Origin of the sequence: Streptococcus sp. HMSC065H07 (assembly GCF_001837325.1) — a bacterium.
In the GTDB taxonomy this organism is placed as follows: Bacteria; Bacillota; Bacilli; order Lactobacillales; family Streptococcaceae; genus Streptococcus; species Streptococcus salivarius_H.
Genome location: NZ_KV832050.1, coordinates 28,393 through 52,440, shown reverse-complemented (window position 1 = coordinate 52,440; position 24,048 = coordinate 28,393). Strand labels below are relative to the sequence as shown.

Genomic DNA, 24,048 nt, shown 5'->3' with positions numbered 1-24,048 from the left:
CTAAATTATACCATAATTTGTAGGGAATATTCGGAAAATACTGAAAAAACACCATGATTACGAAGCATTTCCTATCAAGTTTTAAAAATACATTACTCCACAAGTTTAAAGGGCTTACAACCTTTAACTCGTTATAGTTTTATGCTATAATTTAAACTTGTATTTTAACAGAAAAGGTAACCCTATGACTACGTATGAAAATTTAAGAGCAGCCAGACGAGGTCCCATTGTCAGCATCGCTGCCTACCTTCTTCTTACCATTGCAAAACTTCTAGCTGGACACTTTTTAAATTCTAGCTCTTTGATTGCCGATGGTTTCAATAACTTGTCAGATATTTTAGGGAACGTGGCCCTACTCATTGGATTGCACCTAGCTAGTCAACCTGCTGATGCAGATCATAGGTTTGGTCATTGGAAGATTGAAGACTTATCAAGCCTAGTCACTTCCTTTATCATGTTCGTGGTGGGCTTCCAAGTCCTAATTCAAACAGTCCGAAAGATTTTTCTAAGAGAGGAAACTGTAGTCAATCCCCTTGGTGCAACCGTCGGAGTTCTTTCTGCTATCGTCATGTGTGGCGTTTACTTATACAATAAAGGACTTGCCAAAAAGCTGAAATCTAGCGCTTTGATTGCGGCTGCTAAGGATAATCTCTCCGATGCCGTAACTTCTATTGGAACGTCAATCGCCATTGTTGCAGCATCCTTCAACCTCACGATTATTGACTATATTACAGCCATTATCATTACCTCCTTCATTCTAAAGACAGCCTATGATATCTTCATGGAAGCAACCTTTAGTTTGTCAGACGGTTTCGATGAGAGAAACCTCAAAGCCTATGAGAAAGCGATTCTTGAGATTCCAAAAGTCACTAAGGTTAAGAAGCAGCGTGGCCGTTCTTATGGTAGCAACGTCTATCTTGATATTGTGGTTGAAATGAATCCTGACCTCTCTGTTTACGAGAGTCATGCCATTACTGAACAAATTGAAGAGGTTCTCAGCAAGCGTTTCTCTGTCTATGACACTGATGTCCATGTAGAACCAGCTGCTATTCCCGAAGATGAAATTTATGGCAATGTCCTTCACAAACTCTCTCGCAATGAAAAGATTATTCTGTCAAAAATTCCTGACTATGAAAATCTCTTAGCACCAGACTTCTACTTAATCGATGAAAATGGTCACCACCACAATCGTGAAGAAGTCATTGCCAATCACCAACCACTTCTCAATAATTTTGACAGCTTCAAGATGACATCTGTTAGTCAAAAAACGAAATTAATTAGTTATGAGTTGGGAGGAAATTTCCACACTAGTATCTGGCGTCGAAATGAAACCTGGTTCATGATTTACCACCAAGTCACAAGGATAAAAGATGAAAAGTAACGAGCAAGCAAGCTCGTTTTTTTCTGCTTTCAAATAGATTTTGTGTAACATTCAATCGATTCTAAAAAATACATTAAAATACTAAATGTTAGGAAAACTCTAACTTTTATATGTTATAATGAAAGTGTTTGTCACTACCGAATTTAGGGTTTTGACAGGCAAATGATATTAATAGATAAAAATAGGTTCTGGCAGCTACAGAACCCCATAGATATTAAAGGAGACACATTGTGAAAAAGAAAATTGTTGCCGTCCTTTTAGCAGCTTGTCTAGCCCTAGCACCGAGTTTGTCTAGTGCAGACGAATTGATGGATATCACACGCGCTGCTGGTTATACTGAAGCCACTGAGGCCTATCGCCCCAAATCAACCCTCTTAATCGATGGAAATACCGGAGATGTCCTCTGGGAAGAAAATGCTGATGAGGTGCGTGACCCAGCTTCTATGTCTAAGGCCATGACACTTTATTTGGTCTTTGAAGCCATGTCTAAAGGAGAGATTTCTGAAGATACTGTTATCACAGCTACTCCAACCGACCAAGCTATTGCCGATATTTACGAAATTTCAAACAACAAGATTGTTGCGGGTGTTGATTATACCGTTTCAGAACTCATCACTATGACAGCGGTGCCTTCCTCTAACGTTACAACCGTGATGCTAGCCAACTACTTGACCAATAATGATCCTGATAAATGGCTAGACATGATGAATGAGAAATCTAAAGAGCTAGGGATGACCAATACCAAATGGTTCAACGCTTCTGGTGCCGTTGCTGTTGCCTTCAAAGGTTACTACAGTCCTCAACGTTATGATAACAACCAAACCAACCAAACAACTGCGCGTGATTTGGCTATCATGACCTATAACTTCATCAAGAAATACCCTGACATTCTCAAGTACACTAGCAAACCTGTTGTCACAGTTAAAAAGGGAACACCTTACGAGGAAACTTTTGAAACCTACAACTACTCTATTCCAGGTGCTAAATACGGAATTGATGGGGTTGATGGGTTGAAGACAGGCTCTAGTCCAGAAGGTGCTTTCAACTATATTGATACCATCAAGCGTGGTGATCAACGTATGATTGCTGTCATCATGGGTTCTGGTGATTGGTCTGACCAAACAGGTGAAGAGATTCGTCATACCTTTGGTAATGCTCTCGTTGAGAAGATGTACAAAGACTTCTCTTACAAGAAAGTTCTTAGCAAGGGTGAACAAGAAATCGACGGTAAAAAATACAATGTCGAAAAAGACGTCTATGCCACCGTTAAAAAAGGTAAAGACCCTAAAATCTCTGTTAAAGATGATCACATTGTCATTGATAATGGTCTGAAGACAGTGTCACCTAATATCAAAGCTACTTCTGTTAAGGCAACTAAAGTTAAGGGATGGTTCGATTTTGGAAGTAACCAGAAAGATAAAAAGGCTACTAAAACAACAGATAAGAGCCAACTCCCAGTTTATTTCTGGTTGCTATGTCTTGTCCCAGTTGGACTCCTCTACTTCATTTACCTTAATGAAAAAGGACGTCGTCAAAAAGTTAAAGAACGTCGTCAAGCAAGACAAATGAATAACTAAAAGAACGTGCTCAACCGAGCACGTTTTTAGTTGTCTCCAAGAAATGTTTTGAGATTAGACATATCATTACGCATTTGATCCAATCCTTCTTGATAAATGGCTTCAAACTTTTCAGGATCCTTCTCCAAACGACTAACTTCAAGTGCGTGTTCTGGACGGATAGTATAAAGATTTCCAGTTTTTTCCAAAGCCTCTATCTTTTCAATACTCTTATTGTAGTGGATGTGGCGATTCGAAGCCACTTGGACAAATTCAGGATACTTGCGGTAAAAGAGCTTGTAGATTCGCTTACTCGTTTTAGATGGCTGTTTACGGTAGCCTTTAGGACGTGTCAAAACTACAATGAGTTTGTCAAAACCCAAATTTTCCATAAAATCAATAGGGAGACTATCAGACAGACCACCATCCATGTAGCGTTTACTCTTGTACTCGACAATTTCAGAAACCAGAGGTAGGGCGGAACTTGCACGAAGGGCTTCCATTTGCTCAAAGACATGGTCAATCTTGATATAGTCTGGTTTTCCGGTCTCAATATCTGTAGTGACCACATAGAAGGGAACACCTGAATCAGCAAAGGCCTCCTGATCAAAAACATCCAACTCCATGGGAACCTTATAATAGGAGAATTCCTTATTAACGAAGTTACCTGTTGTCAGCCATGACCAGAAACTCATATAACGACGGTCTCCCATAAAACGCTTGTTGTAGCGAAGGGCTCTTTGGGGCTGGTTAGAAAGGTAATTAACACCAAAAAGTGCTCCAGCCGATACCGAAACAACGCCATCCACCTTAATTCCAGCTTCTAAAAAGGCATCTAATACACCAGCCGTATATAAGCCACGCATCCCCCCGCCTTCGAGGACTAAGCCAACTTTCATTCTAAAATCTCCTTTATGATTGGTTCCGCAAGGACTTGATAACCTTGTGGACTCAAGTGCAAACCATCCGTTGTATAGTTGTCATTTAACTGTCCCATGTTATCAGTAAGGTAATCAAAAAGATCGACATAGGTCACACCGGGGAGGACAGCTAATTGTTGATTTAGCTCACGTACAGTCGTATTATTTCGAATCTTAACCTTAGAAGCATACTGTGATTCTTCACTAACTGGAAAGACACTCAGCAAATAGACCTCAGTAAAGAGGGATTCCTGACGAACTGTCATGATAATATCGGAAATACGAGTGACAATATCTCGAATAGGGTAACCTCTTCCGATGTCGTTAATGCCAATCAAGAGCACCAATTTACTTGGTTCCAAATCTAAGAGCTGCTCTTTAAGGTGTTCTAAAAGCCAAACCGAGTCTGTTCCTGCAATCCCACGGTTAACAAGGGGAAACTCTCGACCCAAATATTTTTTCAATGCAAAAAACTCCGTGATGGAGTCCCCTGCAAAAACGATTTGGCTTTTGTCTAACTTTTGATTTTCATTCACAAATTTGGCTAAACGCTCTTCTTGATAAGCCACAAGCTCAGGCCTAGTTGTTTCAATCATACTTTATCCTTTTTTCTTAAATATTATACGCACTACTGTGATTAAAGCTAGAAAAGTTCCAAGTCCAAGAAATAGCCAGGCAAGATTTTCAAAACCTGATTTATTAGCCAAAAGGGCACCGGAAAGTAGAAATCCCAATGACAATAAGGCTAAAACCAGATTATTTAATGCTTTCTCAAAAACTTTAATTCGACCCGAAAAGTTAATAAAATCATGGTTCACCACAATTCGTCCGTTTAAAATTTGCTCCAAAAGCTGATGCAGACGACGTGGAATGTTCTTCCCATTGCGAATCAGATAAAAGAGTTCAATCAAGATACTCTCTTTATTCAGGGCCTGCTTAAGCATGTCAGGTCCCATATTTTCTAGGAAGTAATCCTTGGCCAGGGTCATAAGATCCATATTTGGCGCTAACTCTCGGAAAATCCCCTCAATTTGAAGCGAAGCCTTCTCCAAAATGGTAATTTGAGAGGAGGCTTTAAGATGATTTTTCTGGAAAATAGCCATCAAATCCTGCAGCAAATCTGTTATAGAGAGACTTCCCAAGTCAATACCAGAATAACGACCTAACATTTGCTCTACATCTTGACTTAGAACTGCACGATTAAGACCATTATCAAATTGTGTAACGGACAAGATGGCCTTGGTCATACCATCAACATCTTGTGCGGTAAAACTGTACAGGATGTCATTTAAGGACGCACGCATCCCCACTTCCAACTCCCCCATAATTCCAAAATCAATGAAATAAATCTTGCCATCACGTACCAACAGATTTCCAGGATGGGGGTCACCATGAAAATAGCCATCTTTGAAGACTTGCTTGATAAATGACAGCATAAGCTTCTTGCCCACATCTTCTAAGTCATAGCCAGCCTCAATCAGTTGGCTGTAGTGATTAAGCGGAATCCCATTGATATACTCTTCAACTATGAGGTGAGGTGTCGTGAAGGTATCATAGACCTCGGGGACACCTAGACAAGCAACAGCCCTGTTATTGGCCTTAAAGCACTTCATGGCCTCTGCTTCATTCCTGAAATCTAGTTCCTTAATTAAGGTTTCACGCAGATTTTCCAAAACCTCCTGAACATCGACCATGGGGATAAAATGCTTTGGTATATGCCGTGCAAGCTTAATGAGAAGCTGAATATCTTCCTTAACGACCTCATCAATACCAGGTCTCTGGATTTTTACAATCACTTCCTGACCAAACAATAATCTAGCTCTATGGGTCTGAGCGACAGAACCAGAAGCTAAGGGTTCTTCCGAAAAATCAAGGAAACTGTCAGAAAGCTCATTAGGTAATTCTCGCCTAATGGCAGTCATGACTTCCTCTTTATTCAAGGGAGGAACTGAGCTCTGGAGCTTTGATAATTCTTTGATATAGTTTTCTGGCAAAAGGTCAGAGCGCGTGGATAGGATTTGACCAATTTTAACAAAACTAGGTCCTAATTGCTCAAAGGCTTGGCGTAGCTTGACAGGTGTTGTCTGTTGATCTTGAGGAAGGTGTTTTTCACGATAAGAAAGGAGACCAACTGACGAGAAAACCTTCAACACATGTCTCAATCGTTTACTAGCCATTTTAGACTCCTTACATTTTATTTATTTTGACTGAGCAAAGCGTCAAGTTTTTCTTCAAGACGTTTCACATCATCCTTAGTCGCATACTCAACTGAAGATTTCTTAGCATCAAGTTTCGCTAAAAATTCTTGAGCTTCTTCCTTACTTTGACGTTTGAGCTCTTGTTCCAGTTCCTTACCTTCTTCAACAGTCAAACGCCCCTTTTCAACCAACTCTTTGACAAAGCTATCGGCCTTATCAACTGTCATAGCAGTCAACCCGATTCCAGCTAAGAGAACTTTTTTCAAATCATTCATTATCGTTACCTCCATCTAAGTAGGAAAAGCAAAGAGATAGACTCGCTACTTCTTCGGAAAATATAAGAACGCTTTCACACTTTTATTCTACCACTTTTTCAGAAAATATGTGGAAGAACATAAACAAAGTTATTGTGTATTGAAATACTCTATTTTCACTCATAGCAATAGTAATCCAGATATATCAATGTTGTACTTTAATACTAAAAAAGAATCTCGAGTAATTTTGAGATTCTTAGCCATATTCTATTTGTAAAGGGCTTCACCATTACTTTCGATAACAGACTTATACCAAACAAATGATTTTTTCTTATAACGAGCTAAGCTACCACTACCATCATCATTGCGATCAACGTAGATGAAGCCATAACGTTTACTGACTTCAGCCGTTGAAGCTGATACCAAATCAATTGGCCCCCATGTCGTATAGCCCCAAAGTTCTACACCGTCTTGAAGAGCTTCGCCAACTTGAATCAAGTGTTTTTGAAGGTAATCAATACGATAATCATCTTCAACTGTTGGACCATCTGGGCCATCAACAAGAACATCCTTGGCACCTAAACCATTTTCGACGATAAACAATGGCAACTGATATCGATCATAAAAGTCATTCAAAACTAGTCGAAGACCGATTGGATCAATAGCCCAACCCCATTCAGATTTTTCAAGATAGGGATTTTCGACACCACCTAAGATGTTGCCTTTTCCAACCTTATAGTCTTGCGGATTGTGTGCTGTTGCCACAGACATATAATATGAGAATGAAATAAAATCAACGGTATTCTTCAAGATTTCTTCATCACCTGGAGAAAATTGTATTTCAATACCATTCTCTTTGAAATAGCGTTTAATATAGTTTGGATATTTCCCACGCGCATGGATATCTGAGAAGAGATAGTTTTGATTTTCAAACTCGTGAACAGCCAACTGATCCAAAGGATTAGCTGTCATTCCATAAGCTGGCATGGCAAGAACCATACAACCAATCTTAAAGTCAGGGTTGATCTCATGACCAATCTTGGTTGCTGAAGCCGAAGCAACTAACTCATGGTGAACTGCTTGGTAAAGATCCTGTTTAGAGAGCTCTTCCATCGGAGTTGCAATCCCACCTGACATGAACGGTGCGTGTAAAACAGAGTTCACTTCATTAAAAGTCAACCAATATTTGACCTTATCTTTATATCGTGTGAAGACTGTACGAACATAATTCTCATAAAAACTAATTAATTTACGATTAGTCCATCCATTGTACCGACGCGCCAAGTTGAGTGGTGTTTCATAATGGGACAAGGTTACAAGCGGTTCGATGCCATATTTGGCCAATTCATCAAAAACCTTATCGTAGAAGGCTAGACCTGCTTCATTTGGCTCGGCATCATCACCATTTGGAAAGATACGAGTCCATGCAATTGACATGCGGAAGACCTTAAAGCCCATCTCTGCAAAAAGTGCTATGTCTTCTTTATAACGGTGATAGAAATCTATACCTTCTAGTTTTAAATTATCTAGTGTTGGTTGGTCAGTAATCAAAGGATTCAAGGCCCCGGGTTCAAAGGGAACACCGCCTTTTGGCGTTACATCCTGTACGGACAAGCCTTTGCCATCTAGGTTGTAAGCACCCTCAAACTGGTTGGCAGCTGTTGCACCACCCCAGAGAAAATCTTTTGGAAATGTATATGTCATCGTTTATCTCCTTGCATTGTTCAAGTTACTAATAGTATAACACTTAGAAAACGATTACACTTATACTATCTTATTGGAATCTGATACTATAGCACGAAAAAAAAACAGACCGAAGTCTGTTTGAATTAGTCATTACTTTCAAGAGCATTTGCTGCTTTGGCTTCTTCTCGCCTAACAACATTATCTTTAACAATCTGATATAGGGTCGCGGCTACTGGCACAGAAACCAACATACCCAATATACCACCCAAGGCAGAACCTATGGTGATTGCGAAGATAACCCAAATACCAGGAAGTCCGGTAGATCCACCGACCACATAAGGATAGATGAGATTCCCTTCAAACTGCTGCAAAATAACCACGTAGGCAACAAACAAAAGCGCCAAGGTCACAGAGTGCGTCATAATCAAGATGGTACCAATCGTCACACCAATGTAAGCCCCCACAACTGGAATCATTGCTGAAAAACCAATCAGGATAGAGATAGTCGCTGCGTATGGGAAATTAAAGATAATCATCCCAATATAACACAAGGTCCCCAAAATACAAGCCTCAAGCGACTGATAGACGAAGAAATTACGGAATCGATTATTGAGAATAGCAACTACATAGTGGAAAGTCTTACCATAACGTCCTAAATAGACGTCTACCAAACGATTGACTTGATTCCCAAGTTTCTCTTTTCCAGCTAAGACATAACAAGAAAAGACAATACTGATAAAAAGATTAATCAAGGTTGATGGCAGACTCGTTAAAGAAGTCAAGAAACTGGTCAAACCATTCATGATTTGTTGAAGCAACTGAGCACTGTAGCTATTGATTAGCTCTCTAACCTGTGTCACACCACCAAAATCTTGAATAATTTTTTGCAAGGATTTGTTTTTAAGCAACCAATTAATCAAGTTATTAATAGCTGAGCGGTCTTGACTAATTAAGGTGTTGATACTGTCAATCAAATCAGGAAGGACAGTGAATACTACCCAAGTAAAGACCAAGCCAATGGTTCCCAATGCCGAGAGCAGAGCAATAGGTCGCTTGATTTTAGCGATAAAACCAAATGGAATAAACTTGACCAGCAGCTTCTCATAAAAAGACATCAGGATATTTACCACAAAGGCAATCCCTGCTCCAACCAGGAAGGGCTGACTGGCAACGTAAATGGTGTTACAAATTGAAACAACTGTTTCCCAGTAAGTATAGATCAAGAAACAGCTGAAAAAAAGGACAGCCAACCAAATGAACTGATTTTTTGAAAATTTCATAGACACTCCATAATTTAAAATACCCTTCCATTATACACTAAGAAAGGGTTTCTTACTATCTTTGATCATGAAAGCCACTAAAATTCCACCAACTCTTGATCCGTTAAAGGATCAATCAGTTTGACAAAGTGAAAGTTCAATCCATCGTAATCAAAGACTAAGATGGCGCAATTGCCTGGACAAGACTGAAAGGCACGCTCCGGCTCCACAGCATGAAGAAAAGTCATCAAGGCTCCTGCGTGACTGACAGCCAAAATAGATTGGTTAGGATGTTTATCCACTATCTCTCTTGCACCATTTACCACTCGTTCTACAAACTGATCTTGACTTTCCCCACCAAACTGAGCATAATGGTCACCGAAATGCCCCTGAATTTGAATTTTAGGATGAAGATACTCCGGTTGCCCCTCAAAGATACCGAAGTGCATCTCTTTAAGTTCCTTAACACGTTTATAATCAGTACCCCCAGTAGCCAATTCAAGCGTATCAGAAGCTCTTTCAGTAGTCGTGCAGTAATACTGATCAAAAGTCAAACCATGTTTTTCAAAATAGGCACGCACCTGACGAGCTTGGTCCTGACCTTTTTCAGTCAAAGGGGAATCACACCAACCTTGAATTCGATTGAGTGTGTTAAAAAGTGTTTGTCCATGTCGCATTAAATAGAATCGTGTCATTCTTCACCTCCATAGATATACTCTTCTTCTACTGGATTATAAACTGAGACCAGTTCAAATTGACCTTGGTCATAAGTAAAGTGTAAAATACAACAATTTTTAAGACCACGAATATCTGGAACAGGATCTAAAACACGTCTACAGAATTGCAAAATAGATGGACCATGACTAACCAGCAAGGACTTAGAACCATCGGCCACACTCTCCATGATGGCCCTAATCGTCAACTCCATACGATCCCGGACCTGGCTCGTACTCTCGCCACCAAATTGAACAAAGTAATCACCAAAGCCTTGTCCATCAGGTAAGGTTTTAGGAGTAAGATACTCTGGCTGCCCTTCAAAAGCACCAAAATCCTGTCCTTTAAGACCTTTAAGTCTTTCATAATCTGTTCGTCCTGTCACAATTTCTAGAGTATCGCTAGCTCTCTCAGAGGTTGACGTAAAGACATGATCAAAAATTGGCTCTTGCTTGGCTAGATACTGACCAGCCTTTTTAGCCTGTTCAATCCCGACTTCCGTCAAAGGGGCATCGCAGACCCCCTGAAGCCTATGCTGAACATTAAATCGTGTTTCTCCATGCCTCATTAAATAAAATTCTTTCATAATGTTACCTCTAAACCAGAAATCGGATCAATCACCTGAAGAAGCTCCAATTGACCTTGGTTATAATCATAAACACAAATATTACAATTCCCAAAACGCACTCCTTCAGGAAAGGCCAAGTCCATGGTAATGATTAATCCCCATAAAGCCGCCCCATGACTGACAAATAGGAGATTCTCAGCACCATCTTTAGTGTGTTCTTCTGCTTTCTCTAATACAGTCTTCAAAACCCTCTGTCCAACCTTGCGAATATCTTCGCCACCGTATGGGACCAAGAGATCTTCAAAGGATCGTGAACCTGGACGATGTTTGGGTAGGAGATGCTCTGGTTGAGCTTCAAAAGACCCAAAATTCATTTCTTTAATTCCCTTGAGCTGGGTTACAGTGTACTCAGGCGCCACAATCTTTGCCGTGTCAGTTGCTCTCTCTTGCGTAGATGAATAGACAGCATCAAAGGAAATACCTTTCTTCGCAAAGTACTGCTTAGCTTGTTCTGCCTGACAGATTCCATTTTCCGTTAGGGGAGAGTCACACCATCCCTGAACACGCTTTTGTGTATTAAATAACGTCTCACCATGTCTCATTAAATATAACTTCATTACTCTACCACTCTATCTTTAAACCAATCCTAAATAATCTTCTAAGACAGTCAATACTCCTTGGTCTTTGTGGTGGGGAGCAATCTGATCAGCCACTTGTAAAATAGCTGGACTGGCATTTTCCATCGCATAAGAATGACTAGCCATACGTAGGAGCTCAATATCATTGTCACCATCACCAAAAGCCATAACATTTGCCTCATTCAAGTCCCAATGGTTAAGAAGCTGCTTAAGCCCCCAAGCCTTGTGCATGCCTTTTTGAATGAAGTCAATAGCACCAAAACCGCTTGGAACAGTGACAAGATTACCATCAAAATCACGATTAAAGGCTTACGAAACCTGATTAGCCTCTTCAGGACTCAGCAACATGGTAATCTTTATGAAATCATCCTCTAAATCCTCCAACCTATTCAAACGGTGAATGGATGCTTCCATAGCGGCTTGCTCTTCTTCTGTTATCATCTCTTTACCAAAATGTAGTTTCGTTCCTGATAGCATGTAAGCAGATTTAGCCCCATTAAATATAGTCGGTTTATCTAACAAATCGTAATTAAAATAGCTTAGCAAGTTTTCAACATCATTTGATGCCATAAACTCCTGACACAGAAGCTTGCCATAGCTAACCACCTAACCACCATTTTCGACTACAAAATGCAGGCGGTCAAAAGTCTCCGCAAACATGGGTTTAAGGCGACTCATACTATTACCTGATGCAACGACAAAGTGCATATCACGCGCAGCCATGGCATCCAAAATCTGACTAAAACGCTCCTTATCATAGCTTCCTTTATCGTCTAAAAATGTTCCATCCATATCTGATGCAATCACCTTAATGGTCATAAAGCACCTCCTTGACTAACTTATCCCTATTATAACCCTTTTGGAAAACGCTTACCAGTACCATACTAGGAAAAACTGATACTATTCTTGGATATTTAATGGTCTTAGGATTGTTTTGTCAGCCTAGATTGTTTATAATGATAGTATGAAATTGAAGAATATTTTAAGAATACTATTTTCTCTTCTAATGATAGGTGCCATCGTTGGTGGACTCCTCTACCTCACCATCTACTTTAGCAACCGAGATATTAAGAAACTCTCCATGCCATCAAATAAGGATGGATTAAGCTTTACTATAAAGAATAAAGAGCTCCTCGACCAATCCGTGCTACTTGAAAAAGCCAATATTAAAAATGTAGACATGCAGATTCTCTCCTTCAAGAAGGACGGAAAGTATGTCCTACAAAAAGGAAGAACCGAAGATAATAATCCTGAACTCACAGAGCAAAGTATTAAGTACGAAGCTAAGCGACGAGAAGCTCTTGCTCTTATTAACTCTGGTTTTTGGTCTTACGAAGGGCTAGATCGTCCTTTCGCTCAAAAGGAAATCGAATTGGGCAAAACAGGCCTTCTATATGGAGATGATCAAAATAATATCACTGCCGGAACCTATCCAAATATCGACACAGCTAAAATGTTTACCCACATGGGAAGCAACGGTTGGGATACAGGTGCCTTTGGTATTCTCATTAAAGATAAAAAAGTAGATAAAACCTGGGAAAAAGGTGATCCTGACCAACCAAATGCTCGTTCCATTTACGTAGAGACCTATGATGGTATTATCCGTATTATCCAAACCTATGGCCACAACTCCCTTAATAAGGGCTTGAATCACGAAGGCGTCTATAAGCTTTTAAAAAATATAGGCTACTCGAATATTCGTCTTGCCTTCCTACTAGATGGTGGTGGAACGACTCGTATGTACACGCGATCTGATAATGGTAAGGAAAAGGTTGCTGGTGCCTTTGTCGACAATAGAACTTATATTGAGTACCTCTATCTCACCAAGCGAGATAGCAATGCTACTGATCCAAATATATGGCGAGATCCAGAGCTCGTAAAAGCTGGTAAGTCCAAGTCAATCACTTACGACGACTATATTCAAGCAATCTACTCAAATGGCAAAGTCCCAGGAACCCAATACCAGTTTGAAGTCTCCAAATAATGCAAAAAATCCTCACTAAAATGAGGATTTTTTATCTTATTTCAAATTATTTAATGCAGTAAGTAGGTAGTGACCATCACGAATACCTTTACCGACACGCTTGGTATTTTCAACCAAATCTTGGTAATCAGTATCTGAAAGATTGTCAATTGTCGCCTTCAATTCATGAAGTGACTCTACTGCAATTCCACAGCCGTTCTCAAGCACAAAATGAGATAAGGCTGACTGTTTCCAAACCACAAGCGGGAATCCTGAGGCCAAGTAAAGTGACGCCTTGTGAGAGTTATTATAGCGAAGGTACTCGCCGAAAACACCACTACATGTCTCAGCACTGTCGCCATCCCAGACAAGCCCAAAACCACCCTCAAGGGCTGCAGGAAGCTCATCAGGTAGGAAGGAACCAAAGTAGTTCTCATTCTCAAGAGCTCTGCTTTCGTCGAAGCCGACACCATAAAGGTTATAAGCAGGTTCTGCAGGAAGAGAGTAAAGGTAACCAGCTTTTTCTTGTGCCAAGTTACCAGCTACAATAATTGGCTGATTCTTCGTGAAACCTGATTTCTCTTGGAAATTTGGAATCAAATAGTCGAAAATGCCAAGGCTAACAATCTTATCTGCCGCAATCCCTTTATCTACCAATACAGATTTCATGATTGGATTGTGGGCAATAATGCCATCAGCTGCAGCAAGAAGACCTGATTCTTGAATTTGAACCCGAATCTTATGTTTCAAAGGTACTGTATCCAAATTGGCATAGCGTAAAACTTCCAAATCGTGGATAATAAAATGAACTTTTACGCCTTTTTTCTGTGCTTTCTTTACATGATGTGTTGTGAAAAAACTATGATGAAGCATTGGGAACTGGATAAGTAGCTCATCACCTTGCTTTAGTTGATTCAAGGCCTGTCCAAAAGCCTTCGATTTATGAAGTTGTGCTTTAAGTGTACTCATCTCGTACCAATTATCAACTGAAAGAACCAAGGCTTGATAACCTTCTCTCTTTACAATTTCTTCAACATCATTACGTGCCTTATTACCGGCATTTTTAACATTGTTATCGTGTAAAAATTCTTCTTTTAAATAGTATTTCATCTCTTATTTCTCATTTTTCAAAAGCCGATTTTTCAGGATAGCGTTCTTGTAAGATTTCCTTAAAACGAATGATATTCTCCTCTTTAAAGTCAACTTCATCATTCACACAAAGCAATTTTTTATGTTTATCTTTAAAGATACTCTCTAACCTATCTATTTGATGTAAATTTATCGTTTCACCAAAATTCTTTGATATAGGATAAAACTGATTACTTTCAATATGCCAATACTGACAGATGTATTGATTAACGTCTACTTCGTAGTTTCTAATTTTATTTCGTGACGTTCTATCTAAGGTTTCACCCTCAATTTTCCATAAATTCGCCAAGGTGCTTTTTTTCATTGGTGTAGCTAAATGGTTGTTCACATAGCCAGTTGGCCCCCATGGCAAAAGTAGCAAGTTTTTCAAAACTAAATATCCATAGCGATAATTAAAAAATTTCCAAGGCGAGGTCTTTAGGGCCTTCTTATTAGGAAAATGACGATAAATTAACTCAACATTTTTGTAATAAGTATTTGTATATGATGACCAAGGAACCAAAGCATCATATACCGCAAATAGCTTAGGTTGCCCATTCTTATAAAAATCCGATGGTTGACTATCTCTAATCAAGTACACATCATCATTGAAATAGAGATAGTTTTCCGACAAGCCTTCAATACGATGGAGATTAAGCTCAATGGCCGCAGAATTATAGGTAGGCAAGTACTCTTTAGGCATAAATTCCTTATGAGTAATCCATCTAAGTTTTGGATGATCCAAGTTCAACCATTCCGGTTTTTGACCATTGGTGACTAAGTAAACATTATTTACCCAAGGAGCATGCTTTTCAATCATTCGAAACCAGTAATTAAAAATTCCAAATTCACGGTATCTTAAATCTCCATCAACTAATTCATTAGAAACTGAGATTTGGCCTGTTACTTCTTGTTTCTCACGGATAAACTCTGGGTCACTACCATCCACCCAGAGAACAACGATATCAATCTTTTCTTGTGTCATTTATTAAATTCTTTCTCAACGACTTCCAAGGCACGCTCAATGACCACGTGCATGTCGTAGTATTTATAATCTGCAAGACGACCACAGAAGATAACCTTGTCATTTTTCTCAGCTTCTTCTTGGTACTTAGCAAACATGGCATTGTTCTTTTCATCATTGATTGGGTAGTATGGTTCATCTCCACGTTTCCAATCAGCTGGGTATTCACGTGTAATAACTGTCTTAGGTTGTGTACCATACTCAAAGTGCTTATGCTCAATGATACGAGTATAAGGAATCTCACGCTCTGTGTAGTTGACCACGGCATTTCCTTGATGATTTTCTTCATCCAAGACTTCGTGTTCAAAACGAAGACTGCGATACTCCAACTCACCATGTTTATAATCAAAGTACTGGTCAATCATTCCTGTAAAGACAACTTTTTCAGCTGAAGCTTCAAGCTCTTCACGATTGGCAAAGAAGTCAACTCCAAGCTCTACTTCTACATCACCAAGCATGTTTTCAATGATGACGTTGTAACCACCGATTGGAATTCCTTGGTAACGGTCATTAAAGTAGTTGTTATCAAAAGTCAAACGAACAGGAAGACGTTTAATGATAAATGGTGGAAGGTCTGTGGCAGAACGTCCCCATTGTTTTTCAGTATATCCCTTAATCAACTTTTCGTAGATATCTGGACCAATCAACTTGATAGCTTGTTCTTCAAGGTTTTTAGGCTCAACGTCTTTCATATCAGCTGTTTGCTCAGCAATCTTGGCCTTAACTTCTTGAGGAGTCTTAGTGCCCCACATAGCATAGAAAGTATTCATGTTGAATGGAAGATTGTAAAGACTGCCCTTGTAGTTAGCAATTGGTGAGTTGATATAGTTGTTAAATTCAGCAAACTGGTTGACATAGTCCCAAACTTTTTTGTTTGAGGTATGGAAAATGTGGGCACCATACTTGTGAACGTTAATACCTTCAACATCTTCACAGTAGATATTACCACCGATGTGATCACGCTTGTCAATCACTTTTACTTTTTTACCGCGTTTAGTAGCTTCATGTGCGAAGATTGCTCCAGACAAACCAGCACCAACGATAAGATAATCGTACATATTTTTCTCCTTAGTTTTTCATTAACTGTTGTTTCAAGTCTTTCATATCAACGACACGTAAGACAATAATCAAGACGATATAAATGATAGCACCGACAAGACCATCTACTGCTACATTAAGCATAGGTTTAAATTGGACAAACATCTTAAAGACAAAGAGTCCAAGATACATGACAACTGATGCTAAGATAATTTTTGACATGGCTGGAAGGATTGAAACATCCTTGATGAATCTCCTTGAAAAGTTCAATTGAATAATCCATACCAAAGCCTCTGTTAAAACTGATACAATGGAGGCTCCGACAAAGCCAAATGGAGGAATCAATAAGAGATTAAGTCCCACACTGACAACGGCTGGAATCGTCGTAGAGAGCATAAACTCACGATGTTTATTATGTGGAATCAAAATCTGGATTCCCATAATATTTGTCCAACCGATAAAGAACATCCTAAAGACCATTATGGCAATGGCAAGATATGCCTCTTGGAAATCTTTCCCTAGGAAGAAACTCACAAAGTCCTTATCGACAATCAATAGACCTGCTATAATCGGGAAAATCACCAGATTATAAATCAAAAAAGACAACTCATGCATCTTGTTAACGGCCTTATGGTCACCACTAGACAAGAGACCAGATACCCTTGGAAGCATCACACTTCCCAAAGACGTTACTAATGTTAAAAGGATATTGATAATCTTCAATGCCTGGTCATAAATACCGACATCATTGGTAGATGACAAGGCACCCAACATAGTACGATCCAATGTCACGTACAGTGAAATGGCAACCTGAGGAAGAAACAGCAAGATAACAGGTTTGAGATGTTTCTTAGCGTAGGATAAATCAAATTGAGGCTCACCGATATAGGGTCTTGCTGGTAGCCACATACTCAATTGACCAAGCAATTCAAAGAAGGTCAATAGGAAAACATAGAGATATAAATCACCAGGTGTTTTCACAAATAGGAAGATGGAAATAACTCCTAAAACCTTCACCGTTGTATTCCTTGCAGTAATACGACGAAAATCCTCCAAACCTTGGAATAACCAAGAAATGTCCATTCCTTTTGATATCAAGCTTAGTCCTAAGATATAAGCCACCATATTTTGCATACCAGGAAAGAACAAACATAATGATGTATACAAGACAAGAGACAAAATAGTCGCAATCAATTGGAGGGTATAAATACCCCAGAAATTTTTACGAATATCCTTCCGATGCCCTGAAATCTCTTTAGTACCATAGTTAGCAACTCCCAAAGTCGCCAAAAGAATAAAGTAGGTCACAATAGAATTAAAGTAACCATAAGTACCTAAATCCTTGGAACTGAAAATCCGAGTAACATATGGTGTCGTAATGATTGGTAAAACAATGACCAGTAATTGATAGGAAAGATTGTAGGCGTAATTTTTTAAAACTTTCATAAGTATATGACTCTGTTTAGACTTTCTAGATGATATACCTCTGCTTCAATTACAAAAAATCTTTATCAGTCTTCATCACAAAGAGTCGACTAATCAATAGGATAAGAGGTGAGTAACGAAGAACGAGCATTTGGGGATCAAACATGCCATGAATGATCATAACCCCCAAGCAGGCAAGAACAATATCTTTTCGATTAGTTACAAAATAATTCATGACACGTGTTAATGCAAATAACATGAATGCACTAACAGCCAATCCATCAATTACGAGTAACTGCACAAATGAACTATCAATAAAGTTATAATTGCTTGAATAGTTACCGAAGATATCCATGGTCGTAAATGAAATTGGTCGACCTAATAAGGAAACACCAAAATTTCGGAACCCTTGAACACTTAGTCTTAGACGGTTATGCGTAAATTGGTCAACTAGGTGGAATAAATCACCCGTTGAATAGAAACAGAAATAGAGAGTAATGAGCAATGCAATAATAAAACCATATTTAGCAATATTTGCCGTAATAACATTACTGTCTATAAAATCAAATTTAAAGACTTTAAGACTAAATAACGCATAAGTCAAAATCAAAAGACTCAGATAAAGTGGACTTGAGGTTGAAGTCTGTTGGTACATATAAAATGTAGCAAACAGTAGAGCTAACAACTCTAGATAAGAAACTTTCTTTCCTCTGAACATTAAGTAACTACATAGGGCAAAGAACATACGTTGAGAGGCAAAGGACACATAGTTGAATCCTAAACTATAACGATAACCACTATCTGCACTCATCAACATATTTGAGATAATGCCCATCTTACTAGCTAGTATAGTTACAAACAGCACTAAAAATGTGGCGAAGGAGAAAGTCCCTAATAACTTCTTGAACTCTATATCCCTAGCTGAAAAAACCAACAGCAAAACATTAATATCAGGAAGACCATCTCGATTTTTTGACACAATTAACATGGTCAAGGTAAATAATAGGAAAATTATTAATTCCTTCAAGTGGTATCTGAAATAATTTATGGTATCAGGAAGATTAATGAGTTCCTTTATCGTAATCATACCTATTGTAAAATAGAGCAAGTTACGATAGAGTGACAAAAAACCATCCAGCCTTATAAAATAAGTTGTAGTTACCAGAGATGCAAATAATACCCAAACAAAGAGTGTAAATAAATAGATTTTCTCTGAGATAAAGCGACTGCTATTCACAAGTACTTTCCATACCTTTCAATTATTCTTATAAATGTTGTAATATCATCTGCATTTTTTTGAGGTAAATCAGAACAACATACATTCGACATTTTAACAACAGTTTTATGAGTGGATTTAATATTGAAGAATCATTCTTAATAAAATCCGCTATATCCTGTTTCTTACAAATTTCTTTAACCAGCTTAACTTTTTTATTAACTGGTAACTTTTGTTTGGTAATATTGTAGATATTACTCATCAAAATTCTTGCTTTTACAGTATTAACGAGCTCTAAGCTATCCAAATTCCAGTCAAATAGTAGACTATCAACTATCTTCAATTCTTCAAGCTGATACTGAAGACGCTTAGGATTATAGCACGACATAGCGGAACCTTTTCTACCAATGACATAAACGTAGTAGGAATCTTGAGAAAGATAAATCTTGTTGACTTTACGATAAACATCAAGATTAAAGCGGACATCTTCACCTAACTCATACTGCTCAAAAGAAAGGTTATTTTCAAGAAGAAATTCTCTGCGATATATCTTATTCCAAACCGTGTAAAGCATATCCGATAAGAATAGTTCTTTAAATATCTTGATAAAACCATCCTTGTCGTAACTCCCTTTAAACGGAAGTGACTTTTCAGTACGGCTCTTCTCAGTTAAATCTTCCTCAAAAGAATTGTAATAACTAAAAACAACCAAATCCAAATCTGAGACTAGCTTATCAGCAAAATCAGCAAAGAGATTACCAACAAGATAATCATCACTATCAACGAAGTAGATAAACTCTCCCCTGGCTTTGGACAAGCCAAAATTACGTGCCGAACCAACACCGTGGTTCTCAATATGATAGACTGAGATATTTGAGTACTCGTTAGCATAAGTATCGCAAATACTGCCACTACTATCCGTAGACCCATTGTCTACCACTATAATTTCCAAGTCATCATAGTTCTGAGAAATAATACTTTTTAAACAACGGTCAATATATTTCTCAACATTATAAACTGGAATAATAACAGAATATTTCAAAATAGACTCCTAAATCATATCAGAAAATGTTTTGAATACTGAAAGCCAGTTTTAATACTTTAAGTCTAAACAGTATATATTTTAACTTATTTGGTTGATTTTTCATTTGAGAAAGAGAAACACTATTCTTAAGTAACTCTTGTTTCACTTGATTAGTAATGTCTATATATTTTTTATCTAATTCAGATTTATATAAACTTGCCAAGATATGAGTCAAGCCATTCACATAATATAGCTGTGAAGTTTGTAATTCTTCTTGATTTAATTGTGAACGAACAAAATCAGAATAGAAAATATCTTTATAAAATTCAAACATATCACTAAACTTCTGCTCATTCCAAGACTGTGTAATGGAATCAGGATTATCAATTAAATAGTGATAATACTTTTGATTGGTAGCAAAGACATTCTCAGCTGAAAGAAAAAGCTTGTAATTCGTTCCCAAGTCTTCATAATATTTTCCTTTTGGAAAAGAAATATTATTATCAATAAATAGAGACTTTTTATAAATTTTGTCGTTGGCAAAACCTGTGATATAACTATGCTTGAGCACTTGGACAAAAGCATCTTTACCTTCAAACACTTGAGTTACTAACGGATCTGAAACTATAGGATCTTCTTCACCCTTCACAAACTCACGGTTAAAAGAAACGATATCAAACTCTTGGGATTCCAACACCTCTGCTAATTCTTTAAATGTTTGTGGTTCAAGCCAGTCATCAGAATCAGGGAAATAAACATAATCACCCTTAGCATGTGAAATACCAGTATTACGAGCTTCAGAAAGCCCTCCATTTTTTTTATGAATCACTGAGATAAAGTCATAAACTTTAGCATAATTATCACAGATTTGAGGAGAACTATCAGTACTTCCGTCATCTACAAGTAAAATATCATAATTATGCCACTCTTGGACAAGAACGCTCTCTACACAACGTTTTAAATACTTTTCGACATTATAAACTGGAATGACAACAGTTAAAAGTGGTTTCATGGATTCTTCACCTAAATTTTTATTTTATGTTAAATCTTCACCACCCTTATTCAACCAGGTAACAGCATTAAAATAGCGGTGGTAAGTTTTTAAATCAATTCCAACATGTCCTTGCTTCTCAGCTGATTTAAAGTGGACCAATGAAGGTAGGTCACTGTAATTCTTCGAAGAGAAAATCACCTTACTCTTGTATGGAAGTTCTTCAAACTCTTTCATCAGCTCATAAGTGCAGGCATCATTATCATTAAACTTGAAATACAAATTATCCCAATGTATTCTTTCTAAACGACGATTCCATTTTTGAGTTGCTTCTTCTTCATCAGCATAATGCAGGAAATGAAGTTCAATATCATCAAGAAGTGCTAGAGGATAGGCATTATCAAAGTCTTTGATGTATTTCGATTCCTTAACAAATGTCAAAGGAATATTACCACTCAAATAGTGTTTTAAATTCTTGAGCATCTTGATGTAATCAGGAGAAAAGATAAACATCCCTACAAATGGAGTTTGATAAGGCAAGCCCAATTCCTGATAGACTTTTCCAGCCCAACAATTATCACAAATGATCGTAAAATTTTTATTCTTAAGTCTTCGTCTAGGAATAAAATTAATAATTGGATAAACGATTGGTTTTAATTTATTTTTTAGTGTTTCACTGTTCATATTAGTACTTCTTAGTACTTCTTAGTACTTCTTAGTACTTCTTTTTATTTCTTATATAACTCCGAGAAATTACGAATATAACTTTGTAATGAAAAGAGTTCTTTTTGGCGTTTGACAGAGGCCTTGCCAAATTGCTCTCTCTTCTCGGTGTTATCAGCCAATTCTTGAATAGCCTTAGACAATTCTGCAGGCTGATTTGGTGTAGCAAGAAGGCCGTTTTCACCTTCCTTAACCATTTCACAGACACCACCATGACGGTAGCCGACTACGGGTTTGCCACAAGCCATTGATTCGAGAACTACAGTTGGTAGAGGATCTGGATTGGTACTTGGCAAGACAAAGATATCAAACATATTATAGAGCTCTGTCGTCTTGCTATAATAATCGATACGTTTAATCTGCCCAGCTACAGGTGAGTCTGATATAGCCTTCTCCAGCTCATCAACTCGCCATTCTTCACCTTCAAAAGCACTCCCTGCAAGAAAGGCTACTGCTTTTGGATTAGCCTTTAAGATTGGAGCCACGGCTTCTAAAAAGTCGCCTTGACCTTTCCATGCATTCACTCGACCAACCATTCCGATAACCAAAGCATTCTGTGCAATACCAAACTGATCACGGACTGCACTAGCATCCATTTCATGATATACGGCATTGTCAACACCATTATAGATGACTTGAACTTGGTCATTTTTTACAAAGCGAGACTGCTTGACGTGATTAGCAACAGCATTTGAAACTGTCACAATCGTATCCGCATAACGCCCCATCAAAAAGTTGATAAAATCAGAGATTGCTTTTGGTTTAACGATAATTTCATGCACATGCCAAATCAAAGGTAATTTCAACTTACGTTTGAGATAAATCCCCTCAAGTACCGCAGTCGTATTGTTGTGAATAAGAGTAATGCCATTATCCTTACCATATTTAGCAATTTGCTTTGAATAACGATTATAAGAGCCAAAATACTCAAGAATTCCCTTAGGATTAAAATATTTACGGCGCAAGATTGGATAATCGATAACTTTTACCTTAGCCCCAACCTTTTCCAATGCACTCACTAAGACACCATCGTTAGGCAAGATGACATGAGCTTCAAAGGCATCTTTATCCAACCCCTTAATAAGCTCCAACAAAACCTTGTCAGCACCATACATTTCGGCACCAGCGTGAAGATATAAAATTTTCTGCATTTCTATCCTTTAAATACTTTCTCGTAGTCTGTAACAATTTTTTCCCAAGTAAAGGCTTCAGCAATACGTTTACTTGATTTTTGATTGAGGTCTGCGATAGCTTGTTCATCTAATTGCTCAGCTTGATTAATGACACTTGCCAATTGGTCTTTTTTCCAATAGAGAGCACCATCTTCACCCACTTCACGGTTAAAGCCAACATCCAACAAGAGATTGAGCTTAGTAGACTCAAGAGCCTCAAGAAGAGATGGATTAGTACCACCTACTTCATGGCCATGGAAGTAAGCAAAGGCATTCTCACGAATGTACTTGAGCAATTCTTGGTCATAAACAGTTCCGACAAACTTCACACGAGGATCCTTGTCAAAACCAGTTTCCTGGCGCAACTTGTCGTAAAATTTGTTTTCTTCAACATTGGTAATGAGAACAAAGTCCTTGTCAGAGCTAGACGCCATAAAACCACGAATCATAGCCTCATAGTTATTTTCAGGCACAAAACGCCCCACAACAAGATAATAATTGTTTTCAATAACACCCTTTTCGAAGTACCATGTGCGTACCTTATCATCAACCTTAGTCAATCGAGATTTAGTTGTATCAGTTCCATAGGCAATATAGGTTGTTTGAGGACGATACTTAGCATAATCCTTTTGAATATAAGATTCAATGTTTTTACTATCACAAATCAAAAGATCTGCATGTTTAACCATGAGTTGCTCTGAAATTTTCCAATACTTACGAACCGGAAGACTCCACTTTGCACGAAGCCATTCATGACCATCCGGGTTAACCATAAGGGTACCACCGATAGCCTTGATTTTCTTTTTAATACCTGAGATAAATGGACCAATTCGGCAGGCCAAAACATAAAAAATCGGTGCTTGATCATTATTTTCCTTAGCAATTTCAATGGCCTTATTAAGAGCTGCGATGTCATAAGCGATGGCACGTGCAGGCCCGATATTTGGGACGTCAATATTGTAGCATTTAGCACCGTTATGTTCGAAAGTATCTGCTGTAATTCCTGATTTAGCAGAATTTTCACGCATACAAGCTACATAATATTGGATATCTTTGTCTTGTTGGAACTCTGTCAACTTCTCAACAAAGGTCTCAAATCCACCATATTTTGCTGGAATTCCCTTAGAACCAACGATATAAACTGTTTTTGTCATTTAATCACCATTAAAA

General features: G+C 38.2%; 24 protein-coding genes and 1 pseudogene. 3 read left to right on the top strand and 22 right to left on the bottom strand.

Annotated elements, in window-relative coordinates:
• Window positions 1-184 precede the first annotated feature (184 nt).
• The gene (locus tag HMPREF2637_RS09935) at window positions 185-1,381 is read left to right on the top strand and encodes a cation diffusion facilitator family transporter (protein ID WP_064524734.1); all 1,197 of its coding nucleotides are present in this window, start codon (window positions 185-187) and stop codon (window positions 1,379-1,381) included.
• Window positions 1,382-1,611: 230 nt separating this feature from the next.
• Window positions 1,612-2,958: a D-alanyl-D-alanine carboxypeptidase gene (locus tag HMPREF2637_RS09930; protein WP_064524735.1), complete on the top strand. Its 1,347-nt coding sequence runs from the start codon at window positions 1,612-1,614 to the stop codon at window positions 2,956-2,958.
• A 26-nt stretch (window positions 2,959-2,984) separates the two neighbouring features.
• Here the strand turns inward: HMPREF2637_RS09930 and HMPREF2637_RS09925 are convergent, their stop codons facing one another.
• The 12 genes and pseudogenes from HMPREF2637_RS09925 to HMPREF2637_RS11360 form a co-directional block, all read right to left on the bottom strand.
• Entirely contained in the window at window positions 2,985-3,836 is an 852-nt protein-coding gene (locus HMPREF2637_RS09925) for a patatin-like phospholipase family protein (RefSeq protein WP_064524737.1), read from the bottom strand.
• Window positions 3,833-4,453, bottom strand: a complete 621-nt coding sequence (locus HMPREF2637_RS09920; protein WP_064524739.1) for an SGNH/GDSL hydrolase family protein — start codon at window positions 4,451-4,453, stop codon at window positions 3,833-3,835. The genes HMPREF2637_RS09925 and HMPREF2637_RS09920 overlap by 4 nt, the downstream gene beginning before the upstream one ends.
• A gap of 3 nt (window positions 4,454-4,456) precedes the next feature.
• Window positions 4,457-6,034 carry an ABC1 kinase family protein gene (locus HMPREF2637_RS09915; RefSeq protein WP_064524740.1) on the bottom strand — a complete coding sequence of 526 codons (1,578 nt, stop codon included), beginning with the start codon at window positions 6,032-6,034 and terminating at the stop codon, window positions 4,457-4,459.
• Between the two features lie 17 nt (window positions 6,035-6,051).
• On the bottom strand, window positions 6,052-6,330 hold the full coding sequence (locus tag HMPREF2637_RS09910; RefSeq protein ID WP_013990645.1) for a phasin family protein: 279 nt from the start codon (window positions 6,328-6,330) through the stop codon (window positions 6,052-6,054).
• A 246-nt stretch (window positions 6,331-6,576) separates the two neighbouring features.
• The gene (locus tag HMPREF2637_RS09905; RefSeq protein ID WP_064524742.1) at window positions 6,577-8,013 is read right to left on the bottom strand and encodes a glycoside hydrolase family 1 protein; all 1,437 of its coding nucleotides are present in this window, start codon (window positions 8,011-8,013) and stop codon (window positions 6,577-6,579) included.
• A gap of 125 nt (window positions 8,014-8,138) precedes the next feature.
• Window positions 8,139-9,275, bottom strand: coding sequence for an AI-2E family transporter (locus HMPREF2637_RS09900; RefSeq protein ID WP_037597769.1), 1,137 nt, complete (start codon window positions 9,273-9,275; stop codon window positions 8,139-8,141).
• A gap of 77 nt (window positions 9,276-9,352) precedes the next feature.
• Window positions 9,353-9,949 (bottom strand): histidine phosphatase family protein, encoded by a 597-nt coding sequence (locus HMPREF2637_RS09895; RefSeq protein WP_064524744.1) that lies wholly within the window; start codon window positions 9,947-9,949, stop codon window positions 9,353-9,355.
• Complete coding sequence (locus tag HMPREF2637_RS09890) at window positions 9,946-10,554, bottom strand: histidine phosphatase family protein (protein ID WP_060972909.1); 609 nt, start codon at window positions 10,552-10,554, stop codon at window positions 9,946-9,948. The genes HMPREF2637_RS09895 and HMPREF2637_RS09890 overlap by 4 nt, the downstream gene beginning before the upstream one ends.
• Complete coding sequence (locus HMPREF2637_RS09885) at window positions 10,551-11,153, bottom strand: histidine phosphatase family protein (RefSeq protein ID WP_064524746.1); 603 nt, start codon at window positions 11,151-11,153, stop codon at window positions 10,551-10,553. The genes HMPREF2637_RS09890 and HMPREF2637_RS09885 overlap by 4 nt, the downstream gene beginning before the upstream one ends.
• Before the next feature lie 18 nt (window positions 11,154-11,171).
• A pseudogene (locus HMPREF2637_RS11365) lies at window positions 11,172-11,465 on the bottom strand (HAD hydrolase family protein); the annotation flags it as partial.
• 18 nt (window positions 11,466-11,483) lie between these two features.
• Entirely contained in the window at window positions 11,484-11,744 is a 261-nt protein-coding gene (locus HMPREF2637_RS11590) for a hypothetical protein (protein WP_253183489.1), read from the bottom strand.
• A 36-nt stretch (window positions 11,745-11,780) separates the two neighbouring features.
• A complete protein-coding gene (locus HMPREF2637_RS11360) occupies window positions 11,781-11,993 on the bottom strand; it encodes an HAD hydrolase family protein (protein ID WP_073945497.1) in 213 nt (70 codons plus the stop codon).
• 145 nt (window positions 11,994-12,138) lie between these two features.
• Here HMPREF2637_RS11360 and HMPREF2637_RS09875 point away from each other — a divergent pair, with 145 nt between their 5' ends.
• Window positions 12,139-13,158: a phosphodiester glycosidase family protein gene (locus HMPREF2637_RS09875; protein ID WP_171963612.1), complete on the top strand. Its 1,020-nt coding sequence runs from the start codon at window positions 12,139-12,141 to the stop codon at window positions 13,156-13,158.
• A 36-nt stretch (window positions 13,159-13,194) separates the two neighbouring features.
• On the opposite strand, the gene HMPREF2637_RS09870 is transcribed toward HMPREF2637_RS09875, so the two are convergent.
• From HMPREF2637_RS09870 to cps2T, 10 genes are read right to left on the bottom strand one after another with little or no spacing between them, the layout of a single operon-like run.
• Window positions 13,195-14,247: a glycosyltransferase gene (locus tag HMPREF2637_RS09870; protein ID WP_064524750.1), complete on the bottom strand. Its 1,053-nt coding sequence runs from the start codon at window positions 14,245-14,247 to the stop codon at window positions 13,195-13,197.
• 10 nt (window positions 14,248-14,257) lie between these two features.
• Window positions 14,258-15,250 carry a stealth family protein gene (locus tag HMPREF2637_RS09865; protein ID WP_064524752.1) on the bottom strand — a complete coding sequence of 331 codons (993 nt, stop codon included), beginning with the start codon at window positions 15,248-15,250 and terminating at the stop codon, window positions 14,258-14,260.
• Window positions 15,247-16,347 (bottom strand): UDP-galactopyranose mutase, encoded by a 1,101-nt coding sequence (glf, locus tag HMPREF2637_RS09860; RefSeq protein ID WP_064524754.1) that lies wholly within the window; start codon window positions 16,345-16,347, stop codon window positions 15,247-15,249. The genes HMPREF2637_RS09865 and glf overlap by 4 nt, the downstream gene beginning before the upstream one ends.
• Window positions 16,348-16,357: 10 nt before the next feature.
• Window positions 16,358-17,773 (bottom strand): flippase, encoded by a 1,416-nt coding sequence (locus tag HMPREF2637_RS09855; RefSeq protein ID WP_064524756.1) that lies wholly within the window; start codon window positions 17,771-17,773, stop codon window positions 16,358-16,360.
• Window positions 17,774-17,822: 49 nt separating this feature from the next.
• Window positions 17,823-18,989 (bottom strand): hypothetical protein, encoded by a 1,167-nt coding sequence (locus HMPREF2637_RS09850; RefSeq protein ID WP_064524757.1) that lies wholly within the window; start codon window positions 18,987-18,989, stop codon window positions 17,823-17,825.
• Window positions 18,990-19,017: 28 nt separating this feature from the next.
• Window positions 19,018-20,010 carry a glycosyltransferase family 2 protein gene (locus HMPREF2637_RS09845; RefSeq protein WP_064524759.1) on the bottom strand — a complete coding sequence of 331 codons (993 nt, stop codon included), beginning with the start codon at window positions 20,008-20,010 and terminating at the stop codon, window positions 19,018-19,020.
• Window positions 20,011-20,029: 19 nt separating this feature from the next.
• Complete coding sequence (locus HMPREF2637_RS09840) at window positions 20,030-21,004, bottom strand: glycosyltransferase (protein WP_064524762.1); 975 nt, start codon at window positions 21,002-21,004, stop codon at window positions 20,030-20,032.
• A gap of 24 nt (window positions 21,005-21,028) precedes the next feature.
• Window positions 21,029-21,667: a DUF1919 domain-containing protein gene (locus HMPREF2637_RS09835; RefSeq protein ID WP_064524764.1), complete on the bottom strand. Its 639-nt coding sequence runs from the start codon at window positions 21,665-21,667 to the stop codon at window positions 21,029-21,031.
• A 44-nt stretch (window positions 21,668-21,711) separates the two neighbouring features.
• Entirely contained in the window at window positions 21,712-22,857 is a 1,146-nt protein-coding gene (locus tag HMPREF2637_RS09830; protein WP_064524766.1) for a glycosyltransferase family 4 protein, read from the bottom strand.
• A gap of 2 nt (window positions 22,858-22,859) precedes the next feature.
• Window positions 22,860-24,032: a beta 1-4 rhamnosyltransferase Cps2T gene (gene cps2T, locus HMPREF2637_RS09825; protein WP_064524768.1), complete on the bottom strand. Its 1,173-nt coding sequence runs from the start codon at window positions 24,030-24,032 to the stop codon at window positions 22,860-22,862.
• Window positions 24,033-24,048: the final 16 nt, after the last annotated feature.